The organism is Streptomyces sp. NPDC046876, from assembly GCF_040645035.1.
GTDB lineage: Bacteria > Actinomycetota > Actinomycetes > Streptomycetales > Streptomycetaceae > Streptomyces.
Window position 1 is genome coordinate 1 of the sequence record NZ_JBEYXK010000023.1, and the last position, 17,466, is coordinate 17,466.

Annotated in this window: 16 protein-coding genes; 6 read left to right on the forward strand and 10 right to left on the reverse strand. The window is 73.9% G+C overall.

Annotation, left to right across the window (positions count from 1 at the left end; translation table 11 throughout):
* Window positions 1-297: 297 nt before the first annotated feature.
* Window positions 298-1,272: an NADP-dependent oxidoreductase gene (locus tag ABZ924_RS15460; RefSeq protein WP_361908794.1), complete on the forward strand. Its 975-nt coding sequence runs from the start codon at window positions 298-300 to the stop codon at window positions 1,270-1,272.
* 70 nt (window positions 1,273-1,342) lie between these two features.
* Here the strand turns inward: ABZ924_RS15460 and ABZ924_RS15465 are convergent, their stop codons facing one another.
* Together ABZ924_RS15465 and ABZ924_RS15470 are read right to left on the reverse strand one after the other, a co-directional pair.
* Window positions 1,343-3,895 carry a discoidin domain-containing protein gene (locus ABZ924_RS15465; RefSeq protein ID WP_361908797.1) on the reverse strand — a complete coding sequence of 851 codons (2,553 nt, stop codon included), beginning with the start codon at window positions 3,893-3,895 and terminating at the stop codon, window positions 1,343-1,345.
* 121 nt (window positions 3,896-4,016) lie between these two features.
* Window positions 4,017-4,901 (reverse strand): DUF2268 domain-containing putative Zn-dependent protease, encoded by an 885-nt coding sequence (locus tag ABZ924_RS15470; protein WP_361908800.1) that lies wholly within the window; start codon window positions 4,899-4,901, stop codon window positions 4,017-4,019.
* A 308-nt stretch (window positions 4,902-5,209) separates the two neighbouring features.
* On the opposite strand from ABZ924_RS15470, the gene ABZ924_RS15475 reads away from it, so the two are divergent.
* Window positions 5,210-5,494 carry a hypothetical protein gene (locus ABZ924_RS15475; RefSeq protein ID WP_361908803.1) on the forward strand — a complete coding sequence of 95 codons (285 nt, stop codon included), beginning with the start codon at window positions 5,210-5,212 and terminating at the stop codon, window positions 5,492-5,494.
* An 89-nt stretch (window positions 5,495-5,583) separates the two neighbouring features.
* Here ABZ924_RS15475 and ABZ924_RS15480 read toward each other — a convergent pair whose 3' ends face one another.
* From ABZ924_RS15480 to ABZ924_RS15495, 4 genes are all read right to left on the reverse strand, one after another.
* Window positions 5,584-7,302 carry an acyl-CoA dehydrogenase family protein gene (locus ABZ924_RS15480; protein ID WP_361908806.1) on the reverse strand — a complete coding sequence of 573 codons (1,719 nt, stop codon included), beginning with the start codon at window positions 7,300-7,302 and terminating at the stop codon, window positions 5,584-5,586.
* A gap of 111 nt (window positions 7,303-7,413) precedes the next feature.
* Entirely contained in the window at window positions 7,414-7,986 is a 573-nt protein-coding gene (locus ABZ924_RS15485; protein WP_361908809.1) for a PadR family transcriptional regulator, read from the reverse strand.
* A 75-nt stretch (window positions 7,987-8,061) separates the two neighbouring features.
* A complete protein-coding gene (locus ABZ924_RS15490) occupies window positions 8,062-8,619 on the reverse strand; it encodes a DUF4232 domain-containing protein (protein WP_361908811.1) in 558 nt (185 codons plus the stop codon).
* A 229-nt stretch (window positions 8,620-8,848) separates the two neighbouring features.
* Window positions 8,849-9,211 (reverse strand): subtilase-type protease inhibitor, encoded by a 363-nt coding sequence (locus tag ABZ924_RS15495; protein ID WP_361908983.1) that lies wholly within the window; start codon window positions 9,209-9,211, stop codon window positions 8,849-8,851.
* 477 nt (window positions 9,212-9,688) lie between these two features.
* Here ABZ924_RS15495 and ABZ924_RS15500 point away from each other — a divergent pair, with 477 nt between their 5' ends.
* The 4 genes from ABZ924_RS15500 to ABZ924_RS15515 all read left to right on the forward strand — a co-directional run bounded on the left by ABZ924_RS15500 (window position 9,689) and on the right by ABZ924_RS15515 (window position 12,596).
* A complete protein-coding gene (locus ABZ924_RS15500) occupies window positions 9,689-10,189 on the forward strand; it encodes a hypothetical protein (protein ID WP_361908814.1) in 501 nt (166 codons plus the stop codon).
* A gap of 39 nt (window positions 10,190-10,228) precedes the next feature.
* Complete coding sequence (locus ABZ924_RS15505; RefSeq protein WP_361908817.1) at window positions 10,229-10,753, forward strand: metallophosphoesterase; 525 nt, start codon at window positions 10,229-10,231, stop codon at window positions 10,751-10,753.
* Between the two features lie 97 nt (window positions 10,754-10,850).
* Entirely contained in the window at window positions 10,851-12,092 is a 1,242-nt protein-coding gene (locus tag ABZ924_RS15510; RefSeq protein WP_361908820.1) for a cytochrome P450, read from the forward strand.
* A 231-nt stretch (window positions 12,093-12,323) separates the two neighbouring features.
* The gene (locus tag ABZ924_RS15515) at window positions 12,324-12,596 is read left to right on the forward strand and encodes a hypothetical protein (protein WP_361908823.1); all 273 of its coding nucleotides are present in this window, start codon (window positions 12,324-12,326) and stop codon (window positions 12,594-12,596) included.
* Between the two features lie 11 nt (window positions 12,597-12,607).
* Here ABZ924_RS15515 and ABZ924_RS15520 read toward each other — a convergent pair whose 3' ends face one another.
* The 4 genes from ABZ924_RS15520 to ABZ924_RS15535 form a co-directional block, all read right to left on the reverse strand.
* Complete coding sequence (locus tag ABZ924_RS15520) at window positions 12,608-14,437, reverse strand: glycoside hydrolase family 15 protein (protein ID WP_361908826.1); 1,830 nt, start codon at window positions 14,435-14,437, stop codon at window positions 12,608-12,610.
* 127 nt (window positions 14,438-14,564) lie between these two features.
* Window positions 14,565-15,599 carry a serine hydrolase domain-containing protein gene (locus tag ABZ924_RS15525; protein WP_361908829.1) on the reverse strand — a complete coding sequence of 345 codons (1,035 nt, stop codon included), beginning with the start codon at window positions 15,597-15,599 and terminating at the stop codon, window positions 14,565-14,567.
* A 94-nt stretch (window positions 15,600-15,693) separates the two neighbouring features.
* A complete protein-coding gene (locus ABZ924_RS15530) occupies window positions 15,694-16,296 on the reverse strand; it encodes a hypothetical protein (RefSeq protein WP_361908832.1) in 603 nt (200 codons plus the stop codon).
* A gap of 123 nt (window positions 16,297-16,419) precedes the next feature.
* A complete protein-coding gene (locus ABZ924_RS15535; RefSeq protein WP_361908835.1) occupies window positions 16,420-17,451 on the reverse strand; it encodes a helix-turn-helix domain-containing protein in 1,032 nt (343 codons plus the stop codon).
* Window positions 17,452-17,466 lie beyond the last annotated feature (15 nt).

Below are 17,466 nucleotides of genomic sequence, written 5' to 3' on the forward strand. Positions count from 1 at the left end.
GCCGGGGCCTTGTTCGAGCGCTGGGCAGGCCTTGCACCTGCATCCCCCCACAGGAAGTGGGGTGCCTTTCCTTGGACCACCAACGCCGGGCCCGCTACCGCTTGTCGCGGCCGCGAGCTCGAGATTGATCTTAGCGCACGGACCGGCCTGATGCACATCCCGTGCCCTGGCCGGATCCTGACGTCCTGTGGCCGGACGGCGCGCACCGGGAGCCGGGTCGGTTCGGCATGCTGGCGACGCGCCCCGCCGCGACGGGCGCAGCCCACTCCACCCCACCCCGGAAACGAGGACGCCCGCATGTCCCAGGCCACGACCAGCCCCGTACCCGCCACGATGCGCGCCGTCTCCCAGGACACCGCCGGAGGCCCTGACGTCCTCAAGGTGATCGAGACCCGGCGGCCGGAGCCGGGCCGGGGCGAGGTGCTGGTCCGGGTGCACGCGGCCGGGGTCAACCCGGCCGACTGGAAGGTACGGGCCCGGGGCGGGCCGGGCGGTGTCACGCCCCCGTTCGTCCTGGGCTTCGACGTGTCCGGCGTCGTCGAGGCGGTCGGCGACGGCGTGACCCTGTTCCGGCCCGGCTCGCAGGTGTACGGGATGCCGCGCTTCCCGCATCCGGCTTCCGCCTACGCCGAGTACGTCACCGCTCCCGCCCGCCATTTCGCCGCCCGCCCGGCGGGCCTGAGCCACGTCGAGTCGGGGGCCCTGCCGCTGGCCGCGCTCACCGCCTGGCAGGCGCTCGTCGACACGGCCGGCGTCCGGCCCGGACAGCGCGTGCTGGTCCATGCCGCCGCGGGCGGGGTCGGCCACCTGGCCGTGCAGATCGCCAAGGCCCGCGGCGCCCATGTCATCGGCACCGCCAGCGCCGCCAAACACGAACTGCTGCGCTCCCTCGGCGTGGACGAGCCCGTCGACTACCGCACCCAGGACGTCGCCGAGACGGTCCGCGACGTCGACGTCGTCCTCGATGCGGTCGGCGGCGCCAACGCGGCCCGCTCGCTGCGCACCCTGCGCCCGGGCGGCACGCTGGTCTCGATCCTGCCGCTCGATGCGGACTTCCCGCGCGCAGAGGCCGAGGCGGCCGGTGTGCGGGCGGTGTTCATGCTGGTGGAGCCCGACCACCAGGGACTGCGCGAGATCGCCCGGCTGGTCGAGGACGGCCGGCTGCGCGTGCTCGTCGACTCCGTCTTCCCGCTGGAGGCCGCCGCCGAGGCCCACCGGCGGGGCGAGACGGGTCGGACCACGGGGAAGCTGGTCCTCTCCGTCACGCCCTGAGCCGGGAAAGGCCGCGGCGTCCGCCCCCGGCAGGTGAGCCGGCCGGGGGCGGACGCCGAGGTCGTTGCGTTCAGGAGACGGTGATGAACCGGGCGGTGCTCGGCACCCCTTGGGCGTCGAGGGCGAAGAGCATGTAGGTGCCCGGCAGGACCACGCCCTTGTCGGCCGGGATGGACACGGTGTACGTGCCGGTCCCGGTGGCCGTGGACACCAGCGGGACCCGCCGCTGGTCGTTGTCGGTGGAGTGGGTCGCGGCCGCCGCCCGCATCAGGACGAACGAGGCCACCTGCCCCTCGGCGGCGACGGTGAGCGAGGTACCCGCCGCGGCCCGGGGCGGGACCCCGCCGGTGATGACGGGGCGCGCCTTGGGCGAGCCGTCCGCGTTGAGCAGGTACGGCGGCGTGAACACGGCCCCGTCGGCGTGGTTGGTGGCGCAGTCGCCGCACAGGCCGCCGCCGCCGGAGAAGATCCGCCCGTCGGGCAGCAGGTTCGCCGTGCTGTGGTAGTTGCGCGGGATGGCCATGGAGGCGAGCGGGGTGAAGGTGCCGGTCGCCGGGTCCCACAGCTCGGGGGTCAGCACGGAGGTGGCGTCGCTGAAGGGCACCGGGTAGGCCTGCCCGCCGAACACGGCGACCTTGCCGTCGGGCAGGACGACGCTGTTGCCGAAGGCGCGGGCGTATCCCATGTCGCCCGTGCGGGCCGCCCGGACCTGGTTCCCGTCGATGTTGACGGTGTACGCGCGCCGGGTGGCCGGCGTCTTCTCGTACGCGGGCGAGCCGCCCAGGGTGAGCAGCTTGCCGATGTCGTAGGCGACGGCGTTGCCGGTCATGGCGTCCTGGCTGTCGGCCCGGGTGCCGGCGGAGGTGATGCTGCCGTTCCCCCCGGTCGTGATCCAGTTCATCTGCTTGCTGGGGCCCAGCTGGAGCACCTTGCCGCCCGAGGTGGCGTGCAGCCACATGTGGTTGTCGGCGCGGTAGGCGCCGGCCGGGTCGGCCGTCAGGGCCGGGGCGGCGGGGACGCCGGGGAGCCCCCGCCACGTGCGGGTGTCCGGAGACCAGACCTCGCCGGCCTTGTCGCCCGTGGCGCCGCTCCAGGATCCGCCGAGGACGAAGGCCTCGCCGGTGGAGAGCAGGGTCATCGCCTGGTAGCCGCGGGCGATGTTCATGCTGGTGGTCGCGGACCAGGCGTCGGTGGCCGGGTCGTAGATGCTCGCCTTCTCGGCGTTGCTGCCGCCGGTGACGAGCACCCGGCCGTCGGCGAGCATCGCTATGCCCGGGCAGAACATGTCGTGGCCGGTGTTGTCGATGCGGCGCTGGGTGACCTTGCCGGTCTTCAGGTCGAGGACCGCGGTCTGCGTGTAGCCGTTGCTGCCGCCGAAGCGGTCGACCGCGTACGCCGACCAGGCCAGCAGTTTGTCGCCCGGGAGGACGGCGGTGGCCACCGGTACCAGGGGGAAGCCGGTGATCCGGTCCCAGGAGCCGTGGGCGGCCGGGTTGGCCGGTCCGCTCAGGCGTATCTCCGCGGCGGAGGTCCAGGGCCCGCGGTTGCCGGCCTCGCTGGTCACGGTCAGGCGTATGTAGCGGGCGTTCTCGGTGCGGGTGAAGGTGGCGGTCTTGACGGTGTCGTCGTCGCGCCAGGTGCCCGCTGCCACCGGTGCGCCGAAGGTGGTGCCGTCGGTGCTGGTGGTGATGGTGTACGCGCCCGCGCGCCCGTTGGGGCCGTCGTTGCGGGGCTGGTAGACGAGGGCGGAGACGGCGGCCGTGCGGTGCATGTCGATCGTGATGCCGTGCGGCAGCGGGGCCGGGGTCCCGGACCACTTGCTGTGCCAGATGGTGGCGGCGTCGCCGTCGAGGACGTTGGCGGCGCGGCCGTTCTCCCCGGTGGTCTCCTCGTCGCTCGCCGTGGCCGTCCATCCGGTCCGGGGCAGGTCGACGGTGGCGGCCGGGGTGCCGGGGTCGCCGAGCAGGTTGAGTTCCGCGGCGGAGCTCCAGGGGCCGCGGTTCCCGGCCTCGGTGACGGCGGTGAGCCGGACGAACCGGGCGCCCTGGGGGGCGAATCCGAGCGTCTTGGCGCTCGCGTCATCCGCGAGGGTGCCGGTGGCGACCGGGCTGCCCCAGTTCTGGCCGTCGGCGCTCACGCTGATGCTGTACTCGCCGACGCGTCCGTTGGGCCAGTCGGTGCGGGGCTGGTAGACGAGCGCGGAGACCACGGCCGTGCGGTGCATGTCGACGGTGATGCTGTGCGGCAGCGGGGCGGCGGTGGTCGTCCACTTGCTGTGCCAGATGGTGGCCGTGTTGCCGTCGAGGACGTTGGCCGCGCGGCCGTTCTCGCCGACGGTCTCCTCGTCGCTCGCCGTGGCGGTCCATCCGGTCCGGTCGAGGACGGGGGCCGACGGCTCCATGGCGTTCGCCGGGGCGACGCCGTGGTGCGGCGACTGCTTCGCCGTCTGCTGGTCGAAGGGCACCGGGGCGGGCCGGGGGGTCGGGCCGTGGCCCCCCGGCCCCGGGCTCGCCACGCCGAGCCAGGGGGTGACCCCGACGAGCAGCGAGCCGAGGGCGAAGGCGATGAGCAGATGGGAACGGCGTAACGCTCGGGCAAGGGCGCGGATGCGTCTGGGCTGCAATCGGACCTCCTGGGGCGACCCGTGGACCATGAATCGGTACGGCCCCTAGAACATAGGTCAGCGCAGGTCAACTCGGCTGTCGAACAGGCGGGTTGGCGGGAATCCGCGCCCCGCTCGCGCGTCACGCCGCAGTAGGTACGCCCGCGTTGGCGAGGACCTCGCGCGCGGGCAGGGCCACGCTCTGGGCGGCGGTCAGGCCGGAGGTCGCCAGGTGCGCGTCCGCGATGCGCAGCCCAGCTGCGTATCCGGCGAAGTCGGGCAGCCCGACGGGCTGCTGCCCCATGCGTTGCGCAGTGGCGTCGCCGTACACGTACGCGGGCAGGTTCTGCATCCCGGCCACGTCGATCGCGGCGACGATCCTCTCGTAGGCAGCGTCCGCGTCCGGGCCGGTCAGCGCGGTCGCCCAGGGGCCGACCGCCTGCTCGCCGGCCAGTTCGCGGACGAACGCCTCGGCCAGCCCTTCGGCCACGACCTGCTCGCCGAGGGTGACGGTCACGGGGTTCCAGACCACGTTGGCGTAGCGGACGTTGTGGTGGAGCTCGTGGGCGGCGGCGTAGCCGATCTTGGCCAGGCTGGTCGGGGTGGGCCACATCGTCAGCTGGATCGCCCCCGGGAAGCCTCCCATGCCGAGGTAGCCGGCGTTGCGGACGGTCAGCAGCTCGTCATCGGGGTTGCCGAGGACCAGGACGACGTGTACGGTCTCGGCGCTCCCGACGCCGGGTGCTGCTTCGCGCAGCCGCTGCGCCGCCACGGCGAGGCAGGTCTCGATGCGGTCCCACACCCGCGCCTCCTGCATCTGCCGCAGGGCCGTCACGTAGCGGGGGTCCTCGTGGTCGATCCGGAAGCCACTGCCCATCCGGTGCATCAGGACGGCGTCGACGCCGGCCACCGACATCACGTTCTGCAGAGGGGCGAGCATCTCGCGCAGGGCGTCCTGCCGCTGCGCCATCGGGCGCCGGAGGAGGTCGAGCATGGCGGACGCCGTGTCATGAACAACGATCTTCATGACCCGGACGCTAAGACCTCACGTTGCGGGAGGAGCAACCCCGGCACGCGGTGCCGCCCCCTCCGTCGGTTCCGGCGGTGCCGCGGCACGTCTCCTTCGAGTGGTGTCGCCCACATCTCGCCTGCGCGGTTTCCAAGGCATGAGCGCCGGACAGCACTTCGATCCCCAGGACGAAACGGGATACCTGCCTTGGCCCCTCAAGTCGGGGCGGTCGACACGGAGTTGCGGGGACCGGAAAGCACGGGGCCGTTGTCGGAGGCGGGTGGCACCATCTGGGCCGGTGGTCCCATCAGCTACAGGGGGTAGGCATGGAGAGCACGCGTACGTACGCATGGCCGCGCGGGGCGGAGGCGGCGGACGGCGAGGCGCTGGAGCGCTGGCTGGCCGGCCACGGCTGGGAGGTCGATCCGACGGTGTTCATGGCCGGCGCGCTGGGCCCGGCGGTCCAGGTCCGGCCGATCGGTTCCGGGCCGGACGGCGAGGCCGGACTGCTGATCGTGCCGGGCGAGACGGTGGAGTTCGCCGGGGACCGGATGCGGATCGCCCCGCGCACCCTGGCGGGCGCGTGCCCGACGGCCGGGGCCTGCGCGTAGGCGGCCCGGCCGGCCTGAAGGCACGGCGCGGGCCGCCCCCGGTCGCACGACGGGGGCGGGCCGCCGCTCGGCGGCTGCGGTTGCTGCGGCTACTGCGCCATCTCGTACGCCCCGGCCAGGGCCTCGACCCGCGCCCAGACGCGCGCCGAGCGCGCCTCGTCGACGACGGGGCGGCGGACCGCGCCGAGGGCCCAGCGCTGCTGGTCCTCGGTTGCGGAGTCCTTGCCGTGCAGTTCGACGGCGTGGCCGGAGAAGTCCCGTACGAGGACGGAGAAGAGCTCGTCGAGCACGGACCCGTCCAGGTCGGTCAGGCGGGCCTGCTCCAGGATGAGCTGGGCGTGCACCACCAGCGCGAACAGCTGGCCGACGGAGAGCAGGAAGTCGAGGTCGCGGCTCTGCTCCTCGTCGGGGGCCATGGTCGCGACGAACTCGCAGAGGGCGTCGGCCTGTTCGCGGAACCGGGCCACGTTCGGGACCTCGGCGTACGCGTCGAAGGCGGGGCGCCAGTCGTGGAAGCGTACGGAGCCCAGGCCGCGGGCCGGGCCCTGCCGGAAGAGGAAGTCGTCGTCGGCCGCGTCGAGGCGGGTCGGCACGGCGGGGTACTCGACCGGCTCCAGGAGGTGGTTGCGCATGAACTTGAGGATCAGCGCGAGGTTGACGTGGACCGTGCCCTCGAGCTTGGGCAGGCCGCGGATCTCGACGGCGGCCTGCGCGAAGTAGTTGTCCTTCTCGAAGCCCTTGGCGGCGATGACGTCCCACATCAGGTCGATGACCTTCTCGCCCTCCGTGGTCACCTTCATCTTCGTCATCGGGTTGAAGAGCAGGTAGCGGCGGTCCTCGGGGCCGGCCGAGCGGAAGTAGTCCACGGCGCGGTCGCTGAACAGCTTCATGCCGACGAGGCGGACGTAGGCGTCGGCGAGCTCGCGGCGCACGTGCGGGAAGGCGGTGACGGGGCGGCCGTAGAGGATGCGGCCGCGGGCGTGGGTGACGGCCTCGTACATCGCGTGCTCGCAGATGCCGATCGAGGCCGTGCAGAGGTTGAACTTGCCCACGTTGACGGTGTTGAGGGCGGCGTCGAAGGCGGCCCGGCCGGTGTGCAGGACGTCCTGCTCGGAGACCGGGTAGTCCTCGAGGCGGAACTCGCTGACGAACTTGGAGGACGGGACGACGTTCTTGACCAGGTGGTAGGCGGGGTGGCGGCTGTCGGCGGCGAAGAAGACGTACCCGTCGGGGCCCTCGACGTCGGTGCGGCGGCCGAAGACGGAGACGAGCCCGGCGGCGTTGCCGTTGCCGATGTAGTACTTGGAGCCGGTGGCGCGGAAGCCGCCATTGCCGTCGGGCTCCAGCAGCATGTCGGTGGAGTAGATGTCGGCGCCGTGCGTCTTCTCGGACAGCCCGAACGCCATGACCTCGCCCTGGGTGAGGAGTTCGGCGGCGCGGGCGCGGGCGGCGGCGTTGTCGCTCTGCCAGACCGGGCCGAGGCCGAGGATGGTCACCTGCCAGGCGTACCAGTAGTCGAGGCCGTAGAACCCGAGGATCTCGTTGAGCGCGGCGATGCGGGCGGTGTCCCAGCGCTGGTCCGGCTGCCCGGCGGCGGAGGCCGGGGTGAGGAAGGTGGCGAACAGCCCTTCCTTGGCGGCGAAGGCGAGGAAGTCCGCCAGCCAGGCGCGGGAGTGGTAGTCCTCGATCAGCCGGCGCTTGCCGCGCTCCTCGAACCAGTCGACGGTGGCGCGCAGCAGCCTGCGGGTCTCCGGGTCGAAGTGCGCCGGGTCGTAGGTGCGCGGGTTGAACAGCAGGGCGTCGGCCATGGAGGGTCGCCTTCCGGGGTCGGGAATTGAGGGGTGCGCACGCGGGTGCGGTTGCGGTGCGGTGGAGCGGGGGGGTGCGGTGCGCCGGGCGCTCCGGCGGCGCGGCGGCGTTCAGGCGGACGGCGGTGCCGCTCCGCCGCCGAGCCGGTGGAGGGTGGCGAGGACGTCGTCGAGCCAGGCGACCGTCATCCGCTCGTAGGCGATGCCGCCGCGCAGCACCACGTGCTGGAGCTCCTGGCCCGCGTCCAGCGGCGCCGGGGCGTCGGGGCCGGTGAAGTCGCGCAGCTCGCCGGCGAGGTAGTGCGCCAGCCGGTCGCTGTGCACCCGGTGGTGGCGTTCGACCTCGCGGACCAGGGCGGCCGGGTCGTCGAAGGCCGCGCCGCGGATCTTCACGGCGAGGTCGTGGCGCATGCTCTCGGGTTCGATCGGCTCGTGCAGCCACCGGGAGAGGACGGCGCGCCCGGGCTCGGCGACGGAGTACTCCTTCTTGTCCGGCCGGCCCTGCTGCGGCACCTCGCGCACGGCGAGGAGGCCCTCGTTCTCCATCCGCTTGAGCACGCGGTAGATCTGCTGGTGCGTGGCGGTCCAGAAGTAGCCGATGGACCGCTCGAAACGCCGGGCCAGCTCATAGCCGGAACCCGGCTTCTCCAGCAGGGAGACGAGGATCGCGTGGTCGAGCGCCATGCTCCGATCCTTCTATGCAACGAGTTGCATAGGCAAGGGCGGGCGGCCCGGTGAGACGCGGCTCACGCCGGAGGCTCAGGACGCGCTGAAGGCGGTGGCGCGCACGGTGTTCCCGCAGAGCGCGAAATCGCCGCCGTCGTCCGGGGCGAGCTGGAAGCGGCCTCCTGCGGCGCCCACGACCAGCGAGGGTGCGACGGTCGGGTGGGCGCCCGAGGCGCAGTACCCGTCGGCCTCGCCGAGGACCGGGGTGAAGGAGACGCGGGTCTCGGCAGCGCCGCCGACGCCCAACCGGACCGGCAGCGCGGCGCCCTGGCGGTTCACGGTCAGGGCCTTGCTCCGGCCGGGCGCGCCCAGGCCGGCGAGGGCGAGGGTCGGGTGGCCGGTGAGGACGCACGGGTTCGGGCCCTCGTTGATGACGGTGATCCGCAGCTGGGTCGAGCCGAGCCGGGCGGCACTGTTCGCGACCAGCTGGGTGCCGCGGCACGCGGGTGCGGGGGCGGCTGCGGCGGTGGTGGCAGCGGTGGCGGCAGCGGGCCCTGCGCCGGTCGCGAGCGCGCCGAACAGGACGGCCGCCGCGAGGAGATGGCGGCACCGGCCGCGGGCCGCGCCGCCGCCCTTTCCTGGGTGGGTCATGACCGTTCTCCCTGAGGTGGTGGCTGGGGAGAGGGCGGGAGCGCCGGCCGTACGCGCCGCCCTCTCCCAGCGTGGCACCGTCCCGGTCGCCATGCCCGCCGGCCGGGGCGCCGCGCCGGCGTCGTGGGCGCGGGACCAGACGTGGACGGGGCGGGCCCCGTCGGCGGCGGGGGGGGGCGCGGGGCCGCGGCGCGGGGGGCGGCGGCCCGGGGGGCGGAGGGGAGGGGGGTCAGAACGCGAAGACGGCGTTGCCGTTCAGAGTGGCGTTCATGGCGCACGCGTTGCCGAAGGTGTGCTTCCACGAGACGCGGCTGCCCTGCCAGATGCCGTCCGCGGTGACGGTGACGGGGTCGTAGTGCATCGGACAGGCCCGGTCCGGGCTCGGGGCGGCCAGCAGGCGGTCGAAGGCGCCGTCCGTGGAATTCAGGGCCGCGCAGGCGGCCTTGGGGTCGGGGTGCGTCCCCTGGGCGGTCGGCATGCAGCTGAGGGTGGACGCCCGGACCACGGTGGCCGTGGCGGGGTCACCGCCCTTGGCCACGGCGAAGACCATGGCGGACGGGGCGTACAGGCTGGTGGGCTTGGCCTCCGCCATCCCCGTGGCGCCCGCGAGGCAGAGGAGTGCGGCGGCGGAGACGGCAGCGAAGCGGTGGCGCACGACGAAACCAACTTTCGATTCAAAGGTTGAATGCGGAATTTACTTGCATTACCGCGATCTGGCGCTGCCGAGTCTGTCGGATGCGAAGGGTGGTCGCATATCGACGGCCGATTTACGGACACCGTGTTCGGATACCGGAGATCGCTTCGGTGTTCGAGCAGGTCACGCCGGGTGTGAGCACTGTGTGGCCGGGTGCGGACCGCCCGTGACGGCGACCGCGACGTGCGGTGTCGGGGCTGCTGACCTGCTCCGCGCCGAGTCCGGTTCACCGAACGGACATTCAGCTTGGCCGGATCGGTGCGGTGCCGGGGCCCCGGCGGCCTGCGGGTGCGGGGCGGACACCGATGGGGGAAGCTGTCGGTAGCCGCAGCCCGCCCGTCGGCAGCGGCGGCAAGCGAGCACAAGGAGGGGCCCGTGGACGCATCGGGAGGCCGTCTCGACACCGGCACCACCGCTACCACCACCGCCACCACCGGCGCCGTCCCGGCCCGGGCGCGGGCCGCAGCCCTGGTGCTCCTGGCGGTGACGTTCGCCGCGGCCCCGGTCCCGGCCTCGGCTGCCCCCGCGCGGGACCCGTCCGTCGTCGTGGTCGTCGACTGCTTCGGTGGCGCCCACGTGCGGCCCGGCGAGTACCTCATCGCCTGCGGCGACGGCAACAGCCGCCTCGTGGGCCTCGACTGGAAGAGCTGGGGCACGCGGACCGCCACGGCGACCGGCACCAACCTGGTCAACGACTGCCGGCCCTACTGCGCCGCCGGCAAGTTCCGCCCGTACCCGGTGCAGGTGACCCTCAGCCGTCCGGCGACGTGGCCGGCCCGCCCCGGCACCGACCGCTACACCTCGCTCCGCCTGGTGTACCCGGAGACGGCGCCGCCCCCGCTGGCGCACGACGTCACCTACAAGCTGGTGTACTGACACCGCCGCACGGGCGTCGGCGTCGGAGGGGTGGAGCCGGTGGAGCTTCTGCTCATGTCCGATACGCACCTGCCCGTGCGCGCCAAGGCCCTGCCCGCCGAGATGCTCGAGGCGGTGCCGCGCGCCGATGTGGTGGTGCACGCCGGCGACTGGGTCGACACGGCCACGCTGGACCTGCTGGAGGCCCGCGCGCGTCGGCTGGTCGGGGTGTTCGGCAACAACGACGGGCCCGCCCTGCGGGCGCGCCTGCCGGAAGTGGCGTACGCGGAACTCGGCGGCCTGCGCTTCGGCGTCGTGCACGAGACCGGTCCGGCGCAGGGGCGCGAGCGGCGGTGCGCCGAGCGCTTCCCCGACCTGGACGTGCTGGTCTTCGGACACAGCCACATCCCCTGGGACTCCGTCGCCGGGGACCGGCTGCGGCTGCTCAATCCGGGTTCGCCGACCGACCGGCGGCGCCAGCCGTACTGCACGTACATGACGGTGCGGGTGGCGCAGGGGCGCCTCGAGGAGGTGCAGCTGCACCGGCTGCCCCTGCGGCCGGACCGGGGGCGCCCGGGCGCCTGACGCGGACCGGTTCGGGGCGCTCTTCCGGGTCGCCGGGCCATCGGGCAGCATGGCCCGGCGCACCGGCAGCACCCCGACGGCGATCCGGAGGCCCGTGGTGGCATCGCAGCACGATCCATCGCAGCACGACCAGGCACGGCGGGACGAGCTGTACCGCGATCCCTATGCCCTGTACGCCCGGGCCCGCCGGACCGACGGGCTGCTGTACGTGCCGGAGGCCGATGCGTGGCTGGTGGCCCGCGACCGGGACGTACGGGAGGTGCTGCGGCGTGCGGAGGACTTCTCCTCCGCCAACGCCCTGCTGCCGGAGATACCCCTGTCGGAGGCGGCGTTCGGCGTGCTGGCGGGCGGCTTCGGGCCGCGGCCCACGGTCCTCACCTCCGACGGGGCCGCCCACCGCCGCCACCGGGCCCCGCTGAACCGGGGCCTGTCGGCCACGCGGACGGCCGAGCTGGTGCCGTACGCCCGCCGGTGTGCGCGGACGCTGGTGGAGGGCTTCGCCGGCGACGGATCCGCGGAGCTGGTGGAGGCGTACGCCCGGCAGCTGCCCGGGCAGGTGGTGGGGCGGCTGATCGGCCTCGACCCTGCGGACGTTCCGGCAGCGGTGGCCGGCGGGTACCGGGCCGAGGAGCTGTTCTTCCGGCCGCTGTCCCCGCAGGAACAGGTGGCCGCCGCCGAGGAGGTGGTCGCCCTCCAGCACCTGCTGGACGGCTACGTACGCGAGCGGCGCGCCGAGCCCCGGGACGACCTGTGCTCGGACCTGGTGGCCGCCCTCGCCCCCGGGGAGGCGGAGCTGACCCTCGAACAGCGCCACGAGCTGGTGTCGAGCCTGCAGAACCTGCTCATCGCCGGCTTCCTCACGACGAGCGCCCTCATCGCCACCACCCTGCTCCACCTGCTGGCCCACCCCGGGCAGTGGCGGGCGCTGTGCGCCGATCCCGGGCTGGTCCCCGCCGCGGTGGAGGAGGGTGCGCGCTTCGACACGGCCGTCCAGGCCTTCCGGCGGACCGTGACGCGGCCGCTGGAGCTCGCCGGGACGAAGCTGACCGCCGGCGATGCGGTGCTCGTGGCCTACGCCTCCGCCAACCGCGACGAGCAGCGGTACGCGCGGGCCGGGGAGTTCGACATCCGGCGCGCCGGCAACGGGCACCACCTCGCCTTCGGCCACGGCCCCCACGCCTGCCCCGGCGCCCGGCTGGCCCGTCAGCAACTGCGCCTGACGCTGGAGCTGTTCACCCGTAGCCTGCCGGACCTCCGCCTGGACGAGTCCCGGCCCCGCCCGCAGATGCGCCCCACCCTGATCGACCGCTCGCCCGCGACCCTGTACGTGAGGTGGTGACGGCGGGGCAGGCACCGCACCCGGACCGCTCGTGTGTGCTGTAGAGTGGATCTCGAGCTCGCCGCCGCGGATCGTGGTGGTCGGCCCGGCGTTGGTGGTCCAAGGAAAGGCACCCCACTTCCTGTGGGGGGATGCAGGTGCAAGGCCTGCCCAGCGCTCGATCAAGGCCCCGGATTCCTCGTGGAGTCCGGGGCCTTCGTGCTGCCGTCCAGGGGAGGGATCCGCTCCATCGTGTCGAGTGAAGACGAGTACGTGGAGATGCTGCTGAGCGGGCGGCGCGCCTATGCGTGGATCATGCAGCGGTACGGGGGGATGGGTGCGGCCGACGCCGAGCGGGCGGCCGTGGAGTGCTACCCCTACGAGCCGGGGGACGATTATTACCGGCTTCTGGTCTTCCACGAGGAGCCCTGGCACTGGGCGATGCTGACGCTCCACGGCCCCGGTTACGTCACCGACCACCCCGAGCTGGTCGAGCCGCCGCCGGAGTACCGCGCCCTTCCGTGAGCGGGTGGGCGTCAGGACTCTGCCCGGTCCAGTTCCTCGTCCAGGGCCATGGCCGCCGAGATCAGGGCCAGGTGGGTGAAGGCCTGGGGGAAGTTGCCGAGTTGTTCGCCCGTCGGGCCGATCTCCTCGGCGAACAGGCCGACGTGGTTGGCGTACGTGAGCATCTTGTCGAACGCGTAGCGGGCCATGTCGAGGCGGCCGGCGCGGGCGAGGGCGCTGACGTACAGGAAGGTGCACAGGGAGAAGGTGCCCTCGTCGCCGCGGAGGCCGTCCGGGGAGGCCTGCGGGTCGTAGCGGTGGACCAGGCTGTCGGAGACGAGGTCCGCCTCGATGGCGTCGAGGGTCGACAGCCAGCGGCGGTCCTTCGGGGAGAGGAAGCCGACGGTCGGCATCAGCAGCAGGGAGGCGTCGAGGACGTCGCCGTCGAAGTGCTGGACGAAGGCCTTGCGGCGGTCGCTGTAGCCGCGCTCCATGATCTGGTGGAAGACGGCGTCCCGGGCCGCGGTCCAGCCGGCCACGTCGGCGGGCCGGGCCAGTTCGGCGGCGAGCCGGATGCCCCGGTCGAAGGCCGCCCAGCACATCAGGCGGCTGTAGGTGAAGTCGCGGCGGCCGCCGCGGGTCTCCCAGATCCCCTCGTCGGGCCGGTCCCAGGAGCGGGCCAGCCAGTCGAGGAGGTCGCTGAAGTTCTTCCAGCCGTCGTACCCGGCCAGCTGGCCGAGGTCGGAGGTGTGGCTGAGGGCGAAGACGGCCTCGCCGTAGATGTCGAGCTGGAGCTGCGAGGCCGCGCCGTTGCCGAGCCGCACGGGTGCGGAGCCGCGGTATCCCTCCAGGTGGCCGAGGAGCTCCTCGTCGAGGTGCGGGTCGCCGTCGACCCGGTACATGATCTGCAGCGGCTCGCCGGTCACGGTCCTGCTCCCCCGCACGCGCGCCCCGAGCCAGCGCCGGAACGCCTCCGCCTCGTCGACCATTCCGAGGTCGAGCAGGGCCTTGACCGAGAGGGAGGCGTCGCGGACCCAGGTGTAGCGGTAGTCCCAGTTCCGCTCCCCGCCGATCCGTTCCGGCAGGCCCATGGTGACCGCGGCGACGGGGGCGCCCGTCGGCGCGTACGTCATCAGCTTCAGGGTGATCGCCGAGCGGTTGACCACCTGCTGCCACCGGCCCCGGTACCGGCTGCGGCGCAGCCAGCGGTGCCAGTAGTCGTACGTGGACAGGAACGCGCGGCGGACGTCCGGCGCGGCGAGCGGCTCCGGCGCGGCCGCGGCGGGGTCGTGGCAGACCGTCAGGACGGCCGCCGCCATGTCGCCCTGGGCCAACTCCGCCCCGCCCTCCACTCCCGGGCCGTCCGCCTCCGACAGCCGTAGGGCGCGGCCCACCTGGAGGAAGGCCGTGAGCTCGGGGCCGGTGAAGCGGGCCGTGTCCGGGCCGAGCGCGAGGGCGTGCGGGGCGCGCCCGTAGTCGAACGCGGGCCGGCAGTCGATCCGGAAGCGGATGCTGCCGCGGGTGACCCGCATGATCCGGAAGATCCGGTGCCGGTCGGCGGGGGCCTCGGCCTCGCCCAGCGGCATGAAGTCGATGACCTCGCCGACGCCGTCCTCCGTCATGAAGCGGGTGACGAGGACGGCGGTGTCCGCCAGGTAGAGCTGGCGGGTGATGGTGCCGGGGTCCTCGACGGTGATGGCGAAGCGGCCGCCCCGCTCGTGGTCCAGGAGGGACGCGAAGAGGCTCGGCGAGTCGAAGCGGGGGGCGCAGAACCAGTCGAGCACGCCCTCCGAGGAGACCAGCGCGGCCGTCCGGAGGTCCCCGATCAGCCCGTGGTCCCCGATCGGCGGATATCGGCGCATCGCAGGTCGTCCCTTCGCAGGCAGGGCCCGTCCCGCCCCGTCGTCCTGCTCTCACGCTACGGTCGCGGGCGCCGCCGGGCACCCGCTGTCCGCGTCCCGGCGGCCGCGGCAGCCGCCGTCGCCGTCCTCACGCCGTCTGCAGGGTGCGCAGGAGCTCGAGGGCCGGGGTGTCCACCGCACGCTGGGTGTTGGCCAAGGCGACGACGGCCACCTGCTTCTCCGGGTCGAACCCGACGAAGGAGGAAAAGCCGCCGGTGCCGCCGTTGTGCCAGATCTGGAGGTGGCCGCCCTGCCGGGGGTGCAGGCGGTGCGCCATCCAGCCGAGGTGGACCCACGCGAACGGGCTCGTGCGGTGCTCGACCTCGCGGCTGAGGCGGATCGCCTCGGCGAGCTCCGCCGGGCGGGCGTCCCACTGGGCCCGGACGAAGGCCGCCAGGTCGGTGGCGGTCGAGCGCAGCCCTCCCGCGCCGGCCAGGTCGGCGAGGTGCCAGGGGCGGGCGGGGCGCCCGCGGCCGGTGTGGCCCTGGGCGAGGGCGGCGGAGCGGCTGCCGTCGACGGTGACGGCGGTGTCGGCCAGGCCGAGCGGGGTGCAGACCTCCCGGGTGACCAGGGCTTCGTAGTCGGTGCCGGCGCGGCGGGCGAGGGCCAGGCCCAGCAGGCCCGCCCCGAGGTTGGAGTAGCGGAACCGCTCCCCCGGCACGGCTCCGAGCCGGGTCCTGGCCAGGCCGGACAGCAGGACGTCGGCGGTGCAGCGGGCGTACGGGTCCGGCGTGGAGGGGCGCAGCAGCGCCGGGAGCATCATGCCCTTGGGCAGGCGCGGCAGGCCTGAGGTGTGCGTGGCCAGGTGGCGCAGGGAGATCTCCCGGCCTCCGCGCGAGGGGACGACGGCGCCGGGTGGCAGCAGCGCGGCCAGCGGCTCGTCCAGGTCGACCGTGCCGGCCACCGCCAGCCGCGCCAGGACCAGGGCGGTGAACACCTTGGTCACCGACCCGATCTCGAAGAGGGTGCCGGGGCCGGGAACGCGGGAGCCGGGGCCGCCGGTGCGCCCGGCACCGCGGATCTCCACGTCGTCGCCGGCGACCGCGGCGACGACCGCGCCCACCTGCTGCTCGGCCAGCCGGTCGGCGGTCTGCTGGGCGAGGGTGGCGAGTTCTGGTGTCATGACCGCCATTCTTGGCCCGTGGGTACGCCGACTCCTGCGCCCTGATGATGATTTCGGCGGGGCACGCCTCCCACCTGAGCAGTATCCCGCCCCGCTAGACCGGCGCCGGCGCCGGCGCCGCGGGCTGCTGCTGCCGGTCCAGGGGCGCGAGGGCCAGGAGCAGCAACAGCCCGCCCAGCGGCATGAGATCGAGGCTCGCGGCGGTGACGGCGATGCCTGCGACCACCACGAGCGGCCGCCAGACCGCGATCCGCCGCATGGCCGCCAGTTGGGCCGTGAGCAGGACGATGCCGACGTAGAAGAGCAGCGGGAGGACGGTGTAGACGGCGGGCGTCACGCCCGGGTGGCTCCTGACGCCGTCGAACATGACGTTCATGGCCGCGCGGTCCGCGCAGAGGAACCCGACCACCAGGTCGATCAGGGCCTGCGCCGTCACCGCTGCCGTTCCGAGCAGACCCGCGGCCGTCGCGGCGCCGGCGAACGCGCGGGCCGCCGGCCCCCGCCCGGCCGCCGCCCACCGTCTCAGGCGCCACATCGCGGGGACGAAGGCCAAGACCGAGGCCAGCAGTGAGAGATGGCCGAGGCTCCAGGCGAAGCCGGGGTTGTGCGTGGGGTCGCTGAGGCGGATGACTCCGTAGACCGTCAGGCAGAGCGGACCGACGGTGAACCAGGGCCACTGGCGCGGTGTGTTCGACATGGAAGGATCATGGTCCCCGGGCCCCGTCCCGGTCCTCGGGGAAGGCCCTGACGCACCCCTGACCCGCCCCCGAGGCGGAGCTCGTGGTCGGCCCGGGCCGGCCGGTTGCCGGGACGGCTACGGCTACGTGAAAGCGCCGCCGCGTCCCGCCGTCAGCCCGTCGCCGAGCGGGCTGCGCCGGTACAGCACCTGCCGCCCGTGGCGCGCCCGGGTGACGAGGCCGGCCGCGTACAGCACCCGCAGGTGCTGGGAGACGGCGCTCGGCGTGACCCGCAGCCGGCGGGCGAGCTCCACCGTCGCCAGCGGCTCCGCCAGCATGCGCAGCAGCCGGGCCCGTGGGGCGCCGAGGAGGCGGACGAGGGCGGGGCCCCCGCCGGCCGGGCCGGCATCGGGGCCGTGCTCGGGCACGGGCGCCCAGAGCGTCGCCACGCCACGGCAGGGGTACAGCAGTCCGGGCGGCTCCTGCGGGCCGACCGGCGGAGCGCACTTGTGGGCGAAGACGGAGGGCACCAGCAGCAGGCCCCGGCCGCAGGCCCTGGCGTGGTACCCGCCGATGGTCCGGTGGATCCGCAGGACGCCCCGGCCGCCCTCGTCCTCCCAGCGCAGCTGCGGGTGCATGTCGGCGAACAGCAGCCGGGCGCCGCCCCGGGCCAGCTGCCGCGCCCGATAGGTCATGTCGGCCTCGGCCACCAGGCGGATCTGCGGCCAGAACGGCCGGACGGCGCTGTCCCAGTACCGGTGCAGGAGCGCGCAGACGGCATCGCGCAGTGCGCTGACGGCCCCGTCGTCGGCGGCGGTCGCCGCGTGCAGGGGCGCGGGGAGCGGCTCGCCGTCGTACGCGGCCAGCAGGTCGCGGCGGACCACGTCGGGCGGGGTGGCGCGGACGACGGCCAGTTCGTCCTCGAAGGCCGGCTCGAAGGCCGCGGGCGGGGGCGTCAGGAAGTCCGGGAGGGTGAGCAGGTCGGTCACCAGGGCCATCAGCAGGCCGGTGTCCAGGCCGGCCAGCCCGGGGCGGACCGACCTGAGCCACGGCAGGTGCAGTGCGGAGATCCCCGGATCGCGCAGCACCCGCAGGCTGAGCACGGTCTCGCCGAGGGGCGAGACGGCGAAACGGGTGTGCGCCAGGTCTTCGACACCGAGCTCGAAGCTGATCATTAAGCCGTACGCTAC

What these genes read in the sequence shown, in the direction of transcription:
- ABZ924_RS15480 (WP_361908806.1), bottom strand. Translation starts at nt 7,302, where the DNA reads ATGGCCGACGCCCTGCTGTTCAACCCGCGCACCTACGACCCGGCGCAC.
- ABZ924_RS15460 (WP_361908794.1), top strand. Translation starts at nt 298, where the DNA reads ATGTCCCAGGCCACGACCAGCCCCGTACCCGCCACGATGCGCGCCGTC.
- ABZ924_RS15520 (WP_361908826.1), bottom strand. Translation starts at nt 14,437, where the DNA reads ATGCGCCGATATCCGCCGATCGGGGACCACGGGCTGATCGGGGACCTC.
- ABZ924_RS15525 (WP_361908829.1), bottom strand. Translation starts at nt 15,599, where the DNA reads ATGACACCAGAACTCGCCACCCTCGCCCAGCAGACCGCCGACCGGCTG.
- ABZ924_RS15470 (WP_361908800.1), bottom strand. Translation starts at nt 4,901, where the DNA reads ATGAAGATCGTTGTTCATGACACGGCGTCCGCCATGCTCGACCTCCTC.
- ABZ924_RS15485 (WP_361908809.1), bottom strand. Translation starts at nt 7,986, where the DNA reads ATGGCGCTCGACCACGCGATCCTCGTCTCCCTGCTGGAGAAGCCGGGT.
- ABZ924_RS15530 (WP_361908832.1), bottom strand. Translation starts at nt 16,296, where the DNA reads ATGTCGAACACACCGCGCCAGTGGCCCTGGTTCACCGTCGGTCCGCTC.
- ABZ924_RS15490 (WP_361908811.1), bottom strand. Translation starts at nt 8,619, where the DNA reads ATGACCCACCCAGGAAAGGGCGGCGGCGCGGCCCGCGGCCGGTGCCGC.
- ABZ924_RS15535 (WP_361908835.1), bottom strand. Translation starts at nt 17,451, where the DNA reads ATGATCAGCTTCGAGCTCGGTGTCGAAGACCTGGCGCACACCCGTTTC.
- ABZ924_RS15495 (WP_361908983.1), bottom strand. Translation starts at nt 9,211, where the DNA reads ATGGCGGAGGCCAAGCCCACCAGCCTGTACGCCCCGTCCGCCATGGTC.
- ABZ924_RS15475 (WP_361908803.1), top strand. Translation starts at nt 5,210, where the DNA reads ATGGAGAGCACGCGTACGTACGCATGGCCGCGCGGGGCGGAGGCGGCG.